Here is a 12,814-nt window from a genome sequence, read left to right as displayed (position 1 = left end):
GCGCCGCCCGCTGTGCTAGCCAATCAGATAGTATTTCAGCGTGTGTTTCATGTCCGGGCTCAGATCGTCGATGGATTTCAGCATCCAGCGCAGATAGCCGGGATCTTCCTGGGCGATGCGATCGATTTCCTGCCCGCGATACTTGCCGAATTTGAACTTCTTCAGCAGCACCGGCTGTTCGGTGATCTGCACCATTTGCTCCGGCGTCCAGCCCGAATCCTTGATGATGCGCTGCAGCAGCGCGGCGGTGACGTAGCAGTCGTACAGCGCGCGGTGCGGGTACAGCGTGGCGTCTGCCGGCAGTTGCACGTCCAGGTTCAGCGCGTAGCGCAGATACTGGTTGCCGTACTTGATGTCCGGATACAGCGTGCGCGCCAGCTTGAGGGTGCAGATCCAGGCGCCGTTCATCTCCGGCAACACCCCGCGATCAAAGGCGGCGTTGTGCGCCACATAGTAGGGGCTGCCCTGATAGCGGCCGATCGCCACCGCGATGCGCGGTTTGCCTTCCACCATCTGTTCGGTGATGTGATGAATAGCCATCGCGTCGAGGCTGATGGGGCGATCCGGGCTGACCAGGTCGCTCATCGGATTGGTTAACTGGCCGTCGAGCAGATCGAGGGAGGCCACTTCCACCACGCCGCCGTCCAGCCCGCAGGTCTCGGTATCTATTACGCGTAACGTCATGCTTTCCTCCGCGTTGCCGTCAGGCTTCAGCTTAACCGGCACAGGCGACCGTGCCAACCGTCGAAAGTCTTGCCGGCGATGATCAGCCCAGGAGCGTCATCCGGCGCGGCAACCAAAAGCGCTCCCGTTTCATCCCAGATGGCGCTGCGGCCTGCCGGGATCCAGCCGCCGGTCGGCGCCGCATGGTTGGCCATCAGCGTGACCATGCGGTAACGTCGGGCATAGCCTGCCAGCGCGGCGCTGTCTTTCGCGTAACCGGCTTCAGATACCAGCACGCCGGCAGCATAAATCTGCGCGCCCGCCTGTGCGGCGGCGCTCGCGTGGCCGGGCTCCGAAGTATCGGCGCAGATGGCCAGCGCGATGCGCTGCCGATGTATTTCCAGCAGCGAGCCGCCATCGCCGGGCAAGAACCGTTGCCGTTCCGCGCCGTGCAGATGCTGCTTGGTATAGGGCGTCAATGCGCCATTGGGGTGAAAGATCAAGGCGGCGATATGCAGCGCCTGGCCGCTGCGTAAGGGCGCGCCGACGATGATCGTCATCTGATGCGATTGCGCCGCCGCAGCGAGCGGTTGCAGACGCGGATCGCCCAGCGTCAGCGCCAGTTCGGCAGCATCAGCCAGTTCATAGCCGCTGAGCGACAGTTCGGGAAACACCAGCAGCTGCACCTGCTGTTGGGCTGCCTGCGCGACAAATTCAAGGTGGCGTTCAAGGTTACAGGCGATATCGGCCGCAGCGGCGGGGTATTGGGCGGCGGCGAGGGTGAAGCAGGACATCGGCCATCTCTCCTGTGAGGCAATAAAAAACCCGCCTTGGCGGGTTTAATGACGGATGGAAGGACGCTTACTCACCAGACGGATGCGCTTTTTTGGCGCGTTTCTCCGCACGTTTCTCTGCTGGGGTTTTCAACGGCTTCTTCTTCGCATTTTTTTTGCTATCCATTCCCTTACTCATGATGGCCTCTCGTTACCTATGATTGGGTGGCTTGCTCAGCCATTAACCGCCTAAAGCCGGCAGGATGCAAGCGACAAAGTGCGAATTGCATTTAACTTTATGTTTACACGTGAGATTTTGTTTTAGGATGACCGGGTGATAAAAATAATTATTATGTTATAATATTACACTTTCAATATTCGGAGAACGCAATGACTGTGATGGCATTACCGGATGCGCAGCAACTGCTGGCCATGCCGGATTCTGATTATATGAACTCGGTTCAACGGGCGTTTTTCCGTCAGCTGCTGCAGGATGAGCGGCAAAAGCTGCTGCTGCACATCGATGAGCTGAAAAAAGAGATCGATGGCGGCGAAGCGACGGGCGATGAGGCCGATAAGGCGGCGCGCGAAGAGGATCTGCGCCTGCTGTTCCGCCAGCTGGATCGCGAAAGCCGCCTGCTGCCGAAAATCGATGCGGCGCTGGCGCGCTTGCAGAACGGCGAATACGGCTACTGCCGGGAAACCGGCGAACCCATCGGGCTGGCGCGCCTGCTGCTGCGTCCGACGGCGGAACTGAGCATTGAGGCGAAAACCGCGCAGGAGATGCGTGAGCCGCATATGCGTAAAGGCGGGTAAGGTCTCAGCCGCCGAGCGTATCCACCAACAGATCGAGAAAGCGCCTGACGCGAGGTTCCAGCAGGCGCTTATTCGGATAGAGCGCCACAATCCTGACTTCTTCACCCGCCACGGCGCGCAACACCTGCTGCAGACGGCCGGCGGCCAGGTCCTCCGCAATCATAAACTCCGGCAGATACGCGATGCCCAACCCGGACAGAGCGGCGTCGCGTAACGCTTCCCCACTGTCTAGCCGCAGGCGGCCGCGCATCGGGGCCTTGACCCATTCGCCGCGCTCGTCGCGCAGCCGCCAGGGCTGTTTTTGGTTGCGGCTGCTGAACAGCAGAGCCTCATGCCCGGCGAGCGACTCGACGGTAAGTGGTTCGCCACGGGCGGCGAGGTAGGCGGGGGAGGCGCACAGCAGGGCGCGATACCTGGCGAGGGTTCTGGACACCAGCCGGGTATCCGGCGCCGTGACGCCGATCCGCACCGCTAAATCAAATCCTTCTTCCACGATATCCGCCAGGCGATCGGAAAAACTGATCTCCACCTGCACCTCAGGCCAGGCGACGAGAAATTTCGGCACCAGCGGCAACAGGATCCGTCTGCCGAAGGCGGCGGGAGCGGTCAACCGCAGCACCCCGCGTGCGGTGCCTTTGTCGCCGGCCACGCTGGCCTCGGCGTCGTCGACCGAAGCGAGGATCTGCAGACCGCGCCGATAAAACTCCCGCCCCTCGTCGGTCAGGCCAAGTGAACGCGTGGTGCGATGCAACAGCCGCACGCTCAGCCGCTGCTCCAGACGCGCGATGGCCTTGCCCGCCGCCGAACGCGATAGCCCCATCGTCTGTCCGCCGGCGACAAAACTGCCGGCGTCGACGACGGCCATGAAAACCTGAATGTCATTGAGATTCGCCCGTAGCATGCTGCCCTCCGAGAACCGGTGAAAAGACAATAAATTTAACATATTCAATATATTAAATGCATCGTTAACGTCGTTTCAGTGACGACATCCATTCGCCAATCAAACGATTATAGTCGCCATGGAAACGATAAACGGTTGGAGAAACAGCATGAAAAATGGCATCACGCACTACCAGCACGGGGTCATTTGGGAAGAGGAGAATGGCGTGTCCCAAGGCTATCGCGTCAAGGATACCCTCTACATCTCGGGGCAGTTTTCCCATGATATGCAGGGTGAGTTTATCGGCGCGGGCGATATCGAACGGCAAACCCAACAGACGTTGGACAACCTGGATCGGGTATTGGCGGGATTCGGCGCCGAACGTTCGAACCTGGCGTATGTGGAGATCTATCTGACTGACGTACAGGCGCATTTTGAACCCTGCGTTGCGTTGTTCAAACGCTATGTCGGCGCTCACCGGCCCGCCGGTTCGCTGATCGGCGTCACCGGGCTGGCTTCGCCCGAGCAGTTGGTGGAGATCAGCGCGATTGCGCACCTGAACTGATCGGGCCTGTGGGCGTTTTGCAAGCAGGTCGTTGTGATTTTGAGCAAACGCGCGCCGAGTTCCCGGCGCGCGTTCGAGTTTTCGGGTTTTACCGTTGACCTGCCGGGCGGCTTCCGCTTTGATGAAAGCATGACTCACAGAGAGACGGAAAGCGCCATGGAACAATTACGAGGTTTGTACCCGCCGTTAGCGGCATACGACAGCGGTTGGCTGGACACTGGGGATGGCCACCGGATCTACTGGGAGCTGAGCGGTAACCCGAACGGTAAGCCGGCGGTTTTCATTCACGGCGGGCCGGGCGGCGGCATCTCCCCGCATCATCGTCAGCTGTTCGATCCCGAACGCTACAAGGTGCTGCTGTTCGATCAGCGCGGCTGTGGCCGCTCCCGTCCGCATGCCAGCCTGGACAACAACACCACCTGGCATTTGGTGGCCGATATCGAGCGGCTGCGCGAAATGGCCGGCGTCGAACAGTGGCTGGTGTTCGGTGGTTCCTGGGGATCGACGCTGGCGCTTGCCTATGCGCAGACCCACCCGGCGCGCGTCAGTGAAATGGTGCTGCGCGGCATCTTCACCCTGCGCAAGCAGGAGCTGCATTGGTATTACCAGGACGGCGCTTCGCGCTTCTTCCCGGAAAAATGGGAGCGCGTGCTGTCCATCCTCTCGGATGACGAGCGTAAAGACGTGATCGCCGCCTACCGGCAGCGGCTGACCTCGGCCGATCCGCAGGTGCAGCTTGAAGCGGCCAAACTTTGGAGCGTGTGGGAAGGGGAGACGGTTACGCTGCTGCCGAGCCGCGAATCCGCTTCGTTCGGCGAGGATGATTTCGCGCTGGCGTTCGCCCGCATTGAAAACCACTACTTCACCCATTTGGGCTTCCTGGAGAGTGACGACCAACTGCTGCGCAACGTGCCGCTGATCCGCCATATTCCGGCGGTGATCGTCCACGGCCGTTATGACATGGCCTGCCAGGTGCAGAATGCCTGGGACCTGGCCAAGGCCTGGCCGGAGGCGGAGCTGCATATCGTGGAAGGGGCGGGGCATTCGTATGATGAGCCGGGCATTTTGCACCAGCTGATGATCGCCACCGACCGGTTTGCCGGCAAGTGACGCAAAAAACCCGCCGTAACGGCGGGTTTTTCTATTTAGCCTTCGGCTCGTACGGCAGGCGCGAAAACTTGTGGGATTCCGCGCGGTAGTGTGCCACGCGCTCGCGAAAATAGTCGCGCAGCGCTTCCGGTTGCTCGCGCTCCACCACTTCCGGGATCACCGGCATGTTGTAGCGCTCTTTATACGCCACGCCTGAGGCGGCGAGATCCACATTCACCCTGTCCATTTCCTCTTTGGGCAGCTCGGCCAGATTGTAACCCACGCTATGCTCCTTACTTACTTTGCCGCATTGAATCTGCGCAGAAGGTAATCCACCCGGCGGCGCTTGGCAAGCCCATTACGCCGTTGCCGGGAGCGATATTTATCCAGCAGTAATGCAATCTATTTATTCTTTTAAATAAGAATGATTCGCTTTTTGATTAAACTAAAAGATGAAAATAATTATCATGTTAATTCTCAATGTGGCGGTGATATTATAATTTGTTGATATATATGATTTTTATAATTAATGTGATTTGAGTGTAAATAAGGTGTTTTTATTTTTACGGCAGCAGGGCATAATGCGCGGAAATTAAATTCATGACCTGCAAAATAAAAGGAATCATTATGCTTACGCAAGAAATGACTCAAAAGCTGAATGAGCAACTGAATCTGGAGTTCTACTCCGCCAACCTGTATCTGCAGATGAGCGCATGGTGCAGCGATAAAGGCTTTGAAGGCGCCGCCGCATTTCTTAAAGAGCATTCTCAGGAAGAGATGCAGCATATGCAACGTTTGTTCGACTATCTGAGCGACACCGGCTCTCTGCCGCTGCTGGGCACCATCGCCGCGCCGCCGGTGGCGTTTGAGTCGCTGGCGGACGTGTTCCAGCAGACCTACGAACACGAACAGCTGATCACTCGTCAGATCAACGAACTGGCGCACGCCGCCATGACCGCACACGATTACTCCACCTTCAACTTCCTGCAGTGGTACGTGGCGGAGCAGCATGAAGAAGAGAAACTGTTCAAATCCGTGCTGGACAAGCTGGCGCTGGTGGGCACCAGCGGCAAGGGCCTGTTCTTCATCGACAAAGATCTGAAGAAAATGGGCGCGATGGGCCAGGGCGGCAACGATCAGGCCTGATCTGCATCAGAACATCGAAAAACCGCGCGCGGGCGAGCCTGATGCGCGGTTTTTTTTTACCCTGCGTTTATCGCGGTTATGCGGCGATACGTGCTGCCGGATCGCAAAATGCCAGTGATGCGCTCGACTTGCCGCAGCGTGGTCGTTATGATTTACCGCGATACGCTACAGGGATGGTAGAGTCAAAACAGCGGGTTAGCCGATACAACCCGTTTTTCTGTTTACCCGTGGCGCAATCATTGCGGTGGGTTGGGGCCGCTGATACATCGCCTTGGCTGTGGCCTTAACCCTTATGACCCTCTTTATATTGTTAAGGGATACCACTGTGATCGGTAAAATTCGTTCCTCTTGTCGCCTGCTTTCCACCGTTTTCGTTCTGTTCGTTGGCCTGTCTTCGCAGCAAGCGCTGGCGCACGCCCACCTGAAAGTGGAAACGCCGAAGGCCGACGCCAGCGTCAGCCCGGCGCCGAAGGCGCTGACCCTCAGCTTCTCCGAAGGCATCGAGCCGAACTTCAGCGGCGTGAAAATCACCGGCCCGGACAACGCCGTGGTGAAAACCGGCAAGCTGCAGCTCGATCCGAACAACAACACTCAGGTCAACGTGCCGATTGAAGGCGAGCTGAGCGCGGGCAAATACAACGTCAGCTGGCATGTGGTGTCGGTCGACGGGCATAAAACCAAAGGCCAGTACAGCTTCACCGTAAACTGATCGTGACTCTGGCGACCCTGTTCGTTCTGTGTCGCTTGGTGCACTTTGCGGCGGTGATGCTGATGTTCGGCATCAGTCTGTTCACCGCCTTATTGTCACCGCAGCGCCTCTCCCCGATCCTCTCCCGCGATGTGCGTCCGCTGCTGCTTGCCGGCACCTGGGTTGCCGGGCTTTCCGCCGTGGCGCTGCTGGCCATCCAGGCCGGGCAGATGGGCGACGGTTGGCAAGACGCCTGGCGGCTGGAGGTCTGGTGGGCGGTGCTCGGCACCACCTTCGGCGAAGTGTGGCGCTGGCATCTGGGCCTGACGCTGCTGGCGATCCTGGGCCTGCTGCTGCCGGAACGGCCGCGCGTACAGGCGTTGGCGCTGTGCTCGGCGCTGCTGCTGGTGAGCCTGGCGTTCATCGGCCACGCGGCGATGCATGAAGGCGCGTTGGGCGCGCTGCACCGCGCCAACCATGCGGTGCACCTGCTGGCCGCCGGTTACTGGTTCGGCAGCCTGGCGCCGCTGCTGGTTTGCCTGCGTTACCTGTCGCCGCCGCAGTGGCGCAGCGACGCCATCACCACGCTGATCCGTTTCTCGCGCTGGGGGCACCTGGCGGTGGCGGCGGTGATCGTCACCGGCATCGTCAACAGCCTGATCATTCTCGGCGGTTGGCCGCTCAACCTCGGCTCGCCTTATCAGCGCCTGCTGCTGATCAAAACCGCGCTGGTGGCGCTGATGGTGATGGTGGCGCTGGCCAATCGCTACGCCATCGTGCCGGCGATGAGCCGCGTACCGGCGCTGGCGCAGCGCGGTGTGGTGCTGGCCTGCTGGCTCGAAGTCGGGCTGGGGATGGCGGTGCTGCTGCTGGTCAGTTTATTTGCAACCTATGCGCCGGTATGACATTTCAGCTTGCCGCAACCGGCCAAGCTGCGGGAAAATCGGCGCGAATAGCAACCTTAAGGCCATCACATGAAATCGGTATTACTCGGCATTACGCTGCTGGCAACCGCGACCGGCGCGCTGGCGGCAGACAAACTGGTGAACATCACCAAACTGGAGTACGGCAAACAGTGGGCGTTCACCAAGGAAGAAGTGACGCTGCAGTGCCGCAGCGGCGGTGCGCTGTTTGTGCTGAATAACAGCACCCTGATGCAATATCCGCTCAACGACGCGGCGGAGCAGCAGGTGAAGAAGGGCCATCAGCGCGCGCAGTCGCTGGAAGTGATCCTGCTGGACGACCCTGCCGAACCGGGGAAAAAAATGAGCATGGCGCCGTTTATCGAGCGCGCCGAGAAGCTGTGCGCTGACTAACCGCTTGTTTGCCAACGCCTTGCCCAGCGTGCGCAGATTGATGCGCATTTGCCGCATAGTTATTTCGTCACGAAACTATCACGCGGCCGCCGGGCGGCTGGCAAAACTGGCGCGGTAGGCTACTCTTAAAGTGCACGGCTGAACAAGCCCTGCATTAAATGCCAACTTTTAGCGCACGGCTCTCTCCCAAGAGCCATTTCCCTAGACCGAATATAGGAATCGTATTCGGTCTTTTTTTGAGTTGTTGATTTTAAAGGGTTTATTTTCGTTTGTCCGAAAATGTCCGAAATATGTCCGAATTTTGATATTCGGTCTTTTAGAGCATCACGTACTCCTTCCCCCTCGTTTTAAGATATTTCAGCGTCATCATTTCGGTTGTATGCCCCAGCAGTTTTTGAGCAAATGCCTTGTCGTTCTGCTTTTCGTACAGGCGGCCGGACAGGCTTCGGATCTCGTGGAACGTCGGCGGGCTTTCCTGAAATTCCAAACCTGATGCTTTCCGCGCGGCGACAAATTTTTTCGTTAGCCCGTCGGGGTGGATCGAGCCATCTGGGCTATTTTTCCTGATGCCGGCACTGATCATGAAGTCAGTCGTGCTGACCAATCGGCATCGGTCGATAACGGCGCCAAGCCGCAGGCCCATGCATTTCAGTTCAAGATCAAGGGGGAGGGAGAGCAAAGCCCCCGTTTTGCCTTGTTCAACCTGCAGGCGGCCGTCAACGATATGGCTAAATCGCATTTGTGTCAGATCCTCGCGGCGCTGGCCGGAGACCAGAGCGAGATCCATCGCCAGGCAGAACCAAGGCGGCATTGTTTCCGCGGCCTCTCGAATCGGCCCGTATTGCTTCAGTTCCAGACGTTCGCGCATCACGACAGCTTTCGCCGCGCGGGTAGGGGTCACAGGGTTGTTTTCGATGTGACCTTCCACGATCGCCTCGCGGAAAATATCAGACAGCACCGATCGCATGGTTGCGGCCATTGTCTTTTTGTTCTGGGCGATCCAAAACTCGAGAAATTCGGCGATGTGGCGTGTCGTGATTTTTGTCAGCACCATGTCGCCCAGGCGTTCCCGGATAATGGCAATTTGGCCGGTGCGCACTTTGTATGTGTTCTCGGCCAGTTCTCGCCGCTTGAACAGGACATCGTACCGATCGAGCCAGGCGTTTAGCGTGTATTCGTGGCTGCCCTTGATTTTCTCCAGGAGCAGAACGGGAGAGTAATTTTGCTCGATATAGTGGTTGGCTTCAATCGCTTGGGCGATAGCCTCGCGTCGCGAAATCTGGCCGAGAGAGATCTCCTTTTTGGTGACTGGATTGCGCCAGTAGAACGCGTTCCGGTTTCGGCGGAATGTCAGGTTTTTAGGCAGTCGCATGTCATACCCCCCCCTTTGCCGAGTCATTAATCACTTTCTCCATAAACGCTGTTCTTGCTGGCTCGATGCTGCGAGCTTCTTTTATTTTTTTGCCTAAGCGAGGATCGCTTGGGTCTATGTATATGGCACCAGGTACAAGCCTGTATTGCTTACCGTGTTTTTCAGCCGCCGGGTAAAAATTGCCGTTTCGAGCCCAGCGCTGAAGAGTTTGCAATGACGGTTTTTTCCCAGGATAAGTGCTATTGCACCATTCCTCTAAGGTCAAAAATACGGCGTGGCTAGTGCTGTTGATTGTGTTTGGAAGATGACTATTGCAACTCCCCTGGATCAATTTGTTGGACATGGTCTTTCCTCAGTTTCAGCTTCAGTATTTGGGCGATTGCGTCGTCGGTCACACGACACGCCCGGGCGATATCGTCATCGCTCAGCGTCGCTTTTCTGACGCTGGCAGATAGCCGGCCGATCTTGATATCGAAATCAGAGAGTAGGCGGGCGCCTGGTTGCCATGGTTGCATTGCTGTTCCCCCGTTGTGTGGTTTCCAACAATGCAAACATGGCGGGGGTGGTTATTTCTGATTAGGCGTAATCGGTTTTTTAAAGGCTTCTTTCTCGCGTGTCAGGCGTACAGATTGCGGGAAGTGGAAAGCCAGTTCGCCGCGGCTCTCGGCCTCAATGATTCCGGTGGTACCGTCAGGGAAGGTCACGTGCACCGCATCGCCTTTGGCCAGGTACATTCTCAGCATGTGAGATCCTCAGTATTGGCCCCGTCGCCGGGGCCGGATGATTAACGCACCTGCAGCGACGGTTCGCCGATTTCGATATGCGCGCCTTTGACTTCCACGCCGTTCTCGATTGCCTCTTTGATGGCTTTCTTGTCCGGCGCTACCACCGTTTGCACCGTCACCAGTTCATCAGGCAGCAGGTCGGCATTGTCGACCACCACGCTCGCGGATCCTTTGCGCGCAGTGAAGGTGTTCGCCGTGGTTTTAATGGATCCCTGACCGCTGGCCAACAGACACGTCAGCACATACTTGCGGATCGACTTTGCGCGGTTCTCGAATGACTTTTTACGGTCGGACAGGCGTTTGATTTCCGCCGCCAGAGTGTCGGCTTGCCCCTCAATATTGCGAACGTGAATAAAGGCGGCGTCCAGTTTGTCACCCAGCGCTCCCTCAATGCCTTCCAGTGTGTCGGCGATCATCTCCGGCATCAGATCGTCGGAGGCTTCGATCAGTTCGTGAAACTTGGCGTAATCAGCGGCCAGTGCAATGGCGGTAGTGCTCATGATGCTTTCTCCTCGGTCAGTGCGGCGATGCGTTCATCTTTCAGGGCGGTCAGTCGGCGCAGTCGGCCGGCCAGGTATTGGGCAAACTCTTTATCGCCTTTTCCGTCGGCGGCCTTGCGATGGGCTTCAATCTCACGGGCGACAGAACCGTGAACCTTGGTCGCCTCATTGGCTGTAACTGCACCTTTGAGGGTCTCGGCGACTTTCGCCAGATGCTCATCCAACTCTTCGCGCATGCGGGTTACGCCCTCGGCTTTCTCGCTGGCGTTCTTGAGCGCGAACTCTGCATCGTTCTCTTGGCGGTAGGTCAGATCGTCGTACAGGCCGAGGAACACGTCGGCGGAGAAACCGAGTTGTGACAGGGCTTTTTTGGTGGCGTCTGTAAGAGACTTTTTCGGGGCTTCACCGTCGCTGAATGTCCCGTTTTTGCTCTTGTAAACGTATGGCGTGCAGCCATAAGCGATCACCTCGCCAGTCTGACCGCTGTGCTTGTACCACAGGCGGATTTTCACGGTGTGGTTTACCTCACACAGATAACCGCCGGCGCCGTTCGGAATGATCTCTTGAATAAAGCTCCCGTCCTGCTGCTTCACCGATCGCATGATTGGAGCGCCGTTATCGAAACGCTCTTCGATGATTTCTACACCCCAGTTAATGCCCTGTGGCCCGAATACTTTGGTGGCCTGCATCACCATGTATGTGCCGTTGATCGATGTGCCGCCGCCGTTATTGCTGAATGCCTTGGTAAACTTGGCATCGGTCTTATAAACGCGGTTCCAGATTCCGAGGTTGTCGCCATCCTCCGCCGATTGCTCAGCGATTACCTGCTCAACCTGCGCGGCGCGCTGCTGGAAATCGTCGGCTTTCAGCTGCTGCGCCAGTACTTCTGCGCGGTCGGCGTTTTCTTCTGCCTGCTGCAGTTGCGGGGATTTCTCCGCTGGTGCGTTGGCGTAAACGCCATAACCCATCTGATCCAGTTGCTGCTTGGCTTGCGCCGCTGCTGCGTCGGTAACTTGCTGCTGCGCCACTTCCGTTTTTTCACCCTGATTTGAGGCGGCAGATTGCGCCGGGCCGGTCTCCGCATGCTGCTGCTCACCGCTTCCGATCAGACCTTCGATAGAGAAGCGGCCGCCGCCAAGGTTGGCCACCTCGACCGGCTTCTCGTCGTCCTTGCCATAGTCCGCCAGCTCGGCGCATGCAGGGTGGCCAGCAAGACGGGATTTCACAAAGTGCAGGCGTTCGGCGTCGCCGCTGATCAGCTTCAGGTTTTTTAGCCCATCGGAAATGATGCCGTGCCGCACATCGGTTTCGACGTTGAGAATGCCGACGATCACCCGCAGCGTTTTGTCCCACGCGCGCCAGGCGTTATCGCGGTTCGCGATAATCTCTTTCGCGTTCTTCACGTCAGCCGCTTTCGCCTCTGCAGGATTAACGCCCATGATCGACAGTGCTGTGTGCATGCTCAGGGTGTTGTAGTCGGCCGCGCCGCCGGTATTGTCGGTGCTGGTGCTGGTGCTGGTGCTGGTGCTGGTGCTGGTGCTGGTGCTGTTCTGCGTGAGGTTTTCGCGATCGTCAGGCTTGTCGACCCAGGCCTGTGCGAATGCGGTGGTGGCTTCTTTGGTCGGCATGGCGGTGGTGTTTTGGAACAGTGCTGAAACCAATTTGTAGACGGATGCGGGGTACATAGCGCCGACAGCGGGAACTGATACAAGCCCGTCGATCACCGCACGCATGCCGGTATCATCTGGCGTTTTCTCGTCATTGAGCAAATCCACAACCAGCGATAACTGGCTATTATCGATCTCGGCATCACCGTACATCACAACGGCTGCGATCCGAACGTTGGCAGGCTGCGCCATCAGGTCGATAGGTCCGGCCGGTACTTCCGGCTCAGGCTCTTTTGGCGTCCACGCGCTGCCGTCGAATACGTTATCAGCGGCAAACTTTTCATCGAACTGACCGACGGCCGGGCGAGGGTGGCCGGTCTGATCTTCGACAGTTTTCGGATTGAAGAAGTTGTCGCCGCCCTCCGGGTAGGCTTCGTACAGTTTGCCGGTAGCGATGCTTTCGGCCGCGCGCTTGTTTGGCGCTTCCAACGCGATCACCAGCGGCACGGCGCCGTTAACCTGAGCCTTTTTCTTAGGCTCAAAAAGTGAAATGTAGATAGGCATTTTTGGTCTTTCCTCTGTTAAAAATCGGCGCTGGTCAGGCGCCGGGGTGG

17 protein-coding genes are annotated in these 12,814 nt (G+C 57.9%); 7 read left to right on the top strand and 10 right to left on the bottom strand.

The features are described from left to right. Positions 1-15: 15 nt before the first annotated feature. Positions 16-684 carry an exodeoxyribonuclease X gene (gene exoX / locus ACRAWE_RS10285; RefSeq protein ID WP_004928833.1) on the bottom strand — a complete coding sequence of 223 codons (669 nt, stop codon included), beginning with the start codon at positions 682-684 and terminating at the stop codon, positions 16-18. Between the two features lie 26 nt (positions 685-710). After that, positions 711-1,457, bottom strand: coding sequence for a carbon-nitrogen hydrolase family protein (locus tag ACRAWE_RS10280; RefSeq protein ID WP_021505295.1), 747 nt, complete (start codon positions 1,455-1,457; stop codon positions 711-713). Between the two features lie 369 nt (positions 1,458-1,826). Here ACRAWE_RS10280 and dksA point away from each other — a divergent pair, with 369 nt between their 5' ends. Continuing rightward, positions 1,827-2,252: an RNA polymerase-binding protein DksA gene (dksA, locus tag ACRAWE_RS10275; protein ID WP_004928840.1), complete on the top strand. Its 426-nt coding sequence runs from the start codon at positions 1,827-1,829 to the stop codon at positions 2,250-2,252. A gap of 4 nt (positions 2,253-2,256) precedes the next feature. On the opposite strand, the gene ACRAWE_RS10270 is transcribed toward dksA, so the two are convergent. Next, complete coding sequence (locus ACRAWE_RS10270; RefSeq protein WP_432525313.1) at positions 2,257-3,153, bottom strand: LysR family transcriptional regulator; 897 nt, start codon at positions 3,151-3,153, stop codon at positions 2,257-2,259. Between the two features lie 148 nt (positions 3,154-3,301). On the opposite strand from ACRAWE_RS10270, the gene ACRAWE_RS10265 reads away from it, so the two are divergent. Beyond that, positions 3,302-3,697 carry a RidA family protein gene (locus ACRAWE_RS10265; RefSeq protein ID WP_432525312.1) on the top strand — a complete coding sequence of 132 codons (396 nt, stop codon included), beginning with the start codon at positions 3,302-3,304 and terminating at the stop codon, positions 3,695-3,697. A gap of 156 nt (positions 3,698-3,853) precedes the next feature. Next, entirely contained in the window at positions 3,854-4,807 is a 954-nt protein-coding gene (gene pip, locus ACRAWE_RS10260; RefSeq protein WP_242141639.1) for a prolyl aminopeptidase, read from the top strand. A 31-nt stretch (positions 4,808-4,838) separates the two neighbouring features. Here the strand turns inward: pip and ACRAWE_RS10255 are convergent, their stop codons facing one another. Further along, on the bottom strand, positions 4,839-5,069 hold the full coding sequence (locus tag ACRAWE_RS10255; protein WP_044031457.1) for a DNA polymerase III subunit theta: 231 nt from the start codon (positions 5,067-5,069) through the stop codon (positions 4,839-4,841). A gap of 344 nt (positions 5,070-5,413) precedes the next feature. On the opposite strand from ACRAWE_RS10255, the gene ftnA reads away from it, so the two are divergent. From ftnA to ACRAWE_RS10235, 4 genes are all read left to right on the top strand, one after another. Next, positions 5,414-5,932 (top strand): non-heme ferritin, encoded by a 519-nt coding sequence (gene ftnA, locus ACRAWE_RS10250; protein ID WP_015377481.1) that lies wholly within the window; start codon positions 5,414-5,416, stop codon positions 5,930-5,932. A gap of 325 nt (positions 5,933-6,257) precedes the next feature. Then, a complete protein-coding gene (yobA, locus tag ACRAWE_RS10245; protein ID WP_004940886.1) occupies positions 6,258-6,641 on the top strand; it encodes a CopC domain-containing protein YobA in 384 nt (127 codons plus the stop codon). A gap of 2 nt (positions 6,642-6,643) precedes the next feature. Further along, positions 6,644-7,525, top strand: coding sequence for a copper homeostasis membrane protein CopD (gene copD / locus ACRAWE_RS10240; protein WP_031300111.1), 882 nt, complete (start codon positions 6,644-6,646; stop codon positions 7,523-7,525). 69 nt (positions 7,526-7,594) lie between these two features. Further along, on the top strand, positions 7,595-7,936 hold the full coding sequence (locus ACRAWE_RS10235; protein WP_432525311.1) for a YebY family protein: 342 nt from the start codon (positions 7,595-7,597) through the stop codon (positions 7,934-7,936). A gap of 316 nt (positions 7,937-8,252) precedes the next feature. Here the strand turns inward: ACRAWE_RS10235 and ACRAWE_RS10230 are convergent, their stop codons facing one another. From ACRAWE_RS10230 to ACRAWE_RS10205, 6 genes are read right to left on the bottom strand one after another with little or no spacing between them, the layout of a single operon-like run. Further along, positions 8,253-9,335, bottom strand: a complete 1,083-nt coding sequence (locus ACRAWE_RS10230; RefSeq protein WP_103682073.1) for a tyrosine-type recombinase/integrase — start codon at positions 9,333-9,335, stop codon at positions 8,253-8,255. Further along, a complete protein-coding gene (locus ACRAWE_RS10225) occupies positions 9,310-9,651 on the bottom strand; it encodes an excisionase (protein ID WP_080435747.1) in 342 nt (113 codons plus the stop codon). The genes ACRAWE_RS10230 and ACRAWE_RS10225 overlap by 26 nt, the downstream gene beginning before the upstream one ends. After that, the gene (locus ACRAWE_RS10220; RefSeq protein ID WP_103682074.1) at positions 9,617-9,823 is read right to left on the bottom strand and encodes a hypothetical protein; all 207 of its coding nucleotides are present in this window, start codon (positions 9,821-9,823) and stop codon (positions 9,617-9,619) included. Before ACRAWE_RS10220 ends, ACRAWE_RS10225 begins: the two co-directional genes overlap by 35 nt. 51 nt (positions 9,824-9,874) lie before the next feature. Continuing rightward, positions 9,875-10,051, bottom strand: coding sequence for a hypothetical protein (locus tag ACRAWE_RS10215; protein ID WP_168166355.1), 177 nt, complete (start codon positions 10,049-10,051; stop codon positions 9,875-9,877). Between the two features lie 41 nt (positions 10,052-10,092). Beyond that, entirely contained in the window at positions 10,093-10,593 is a 501-nt protein-coding gene (locus ACRAWE_RS10210; protein WP_103682075.1) for a siphovirus Gp157 family protein, read from the bottom strand. After that, positions 10,590-12,764 carry a hypothetical protein gene (locus ACRAWE_RS10205; protein ID WP_432525310.1) on the bottom strand — a complete coding sequence of 725 codons (2,175 nt, stop codon included), beginning with the start codon at positions 12,762-12,764 and terminating at the stop codon, positions 10,590-10,592. The genes ACRAWE_RS10210 and ACRAWE_RS10205 overlap by 4 nt, the downstream gene beginning before the upstream one ends. Positions 12,765-12,814: the final 50 nt, after the last annotated feature.

This window comes from Serratia sp. BFP-2025 (assembly GCF_050880365.1).
Classification (GTDB): Bacteria; Pseudomonadota; Gammaproteobacteria; order Enterobacterales; family Enterobacteriaceae; genus Serratia; species Serratia surfactantfaciens.
Note: the sequence above shows the minus strand (reverse complement) of the source record. Positions and strands in the feature narration are given on the sequence as shown.

What these genes read in the sequence shown, in the direction of transcription:
- pip (WP_242141639.1), top strand. Translation starts at nt 3,854, where the DNA reads ATGGAACAATTACGAGGTTTGTACCCGCCGTTAGCGGCATACGACAGC.
- ACRAWE_RS10225 (WP_080435747.1), bottom strand. Translation starts at nt 9,651, where the DNA reads ATGTCCAACAAATTGATCCAGGGGAGTTGCAATAGTCATCTTCCAAAC.
- ACRAWE_RS10230 (WP_103682073.1), bottom strand. Translation starts at nt 9,335, where the DNA reads ATGACTCGGCAAAGGGGGGGGTATGACATGCGACTGCCTAAAAACCTG.
- ACRAWE_RS10215 (WP_168166355.1), bottom strand. Translation starts at nt 10,051, where the DNA reads ATGCTGAGAATGTACCTGGCCAAAGGCGATGCGGTGCACGTGACCTTC.
- ACRAWE_RS10265 (WP_432525312.1), top strand. Translation starts at nt 3,302, where the DNA reads ATGAAAAATGGCATCACGCACTACCAGCACGGGGTCATTTGGGAAGAG.
- ACRAWE_RS10270 (WP_432525313.1), bottom strand. Translation starts at nt 3,153, where the DNA reads ATGCTACGGGCGAATCTCAATGACATTCAGGTTTTCATGGCCGTCGTC.
- ACRAWE_RS10205 (WP_432525310.1), bottom strand. Translation starts at nt 12,764, where the DNA reads ATGCCTATCTACATTTCACTTTTTGAGCCTAAGAAAAAGGCTCAGGTT.
- ACRAWE_RS10220 (WP_103682074.1), bottom strand. Translation starts at nt 9,823, where the DNA reads ATGCAACCATGGCAACCAGGCGCCCGCCTACTCTCTGATTTCGATATC.
- dksA (WP_004928840.1), top strand. Translation starts at nt 1,827, where the DNA reads ATGACTGTGATGGCATTACCGGATGCGCAGCAACTGCTGGCCATGCCG.
- ACRAWE_RS10210 (WP_103682075.1), bottom strand. Translation starts at nt 10,593, where the DNA reads ATGAGCACTACCGCCATTGCACTGGCCGCTGATTACGCCAAGTTTCAC.
- ACRAWE_RS10235 (WP_432525311.1), top strand. Translation starts at nt 7,595, where the DNA reads ATGAAATCGGTATTACTCGGCATTACGCTGCTGGCAACCGCGACCGGC.
- ACRAWE_RS10280 (WP_021505295.1), bottom strand. Translation starts at nt 1,457, where the DNA reads ATGTCCTGCTTCACCCTCGCCGCCGCCCAATACCCCGCCGCTGCGGCC.
- exoX (WP_004928833.1), bottom strand. Translation starts at nt 684, where the DNA reads ATGACGTTACGCGTAATAGATACCGAGACCTGCGGGCTGGACGGCGGC.
- ftnA (WP_015377481.1), top strand. Translation starts at nt 5,414, where the DNA reads ATGCTTACGCAAGAAATGACTCAAAAGCTGAATGAGCAACTGAATCTG.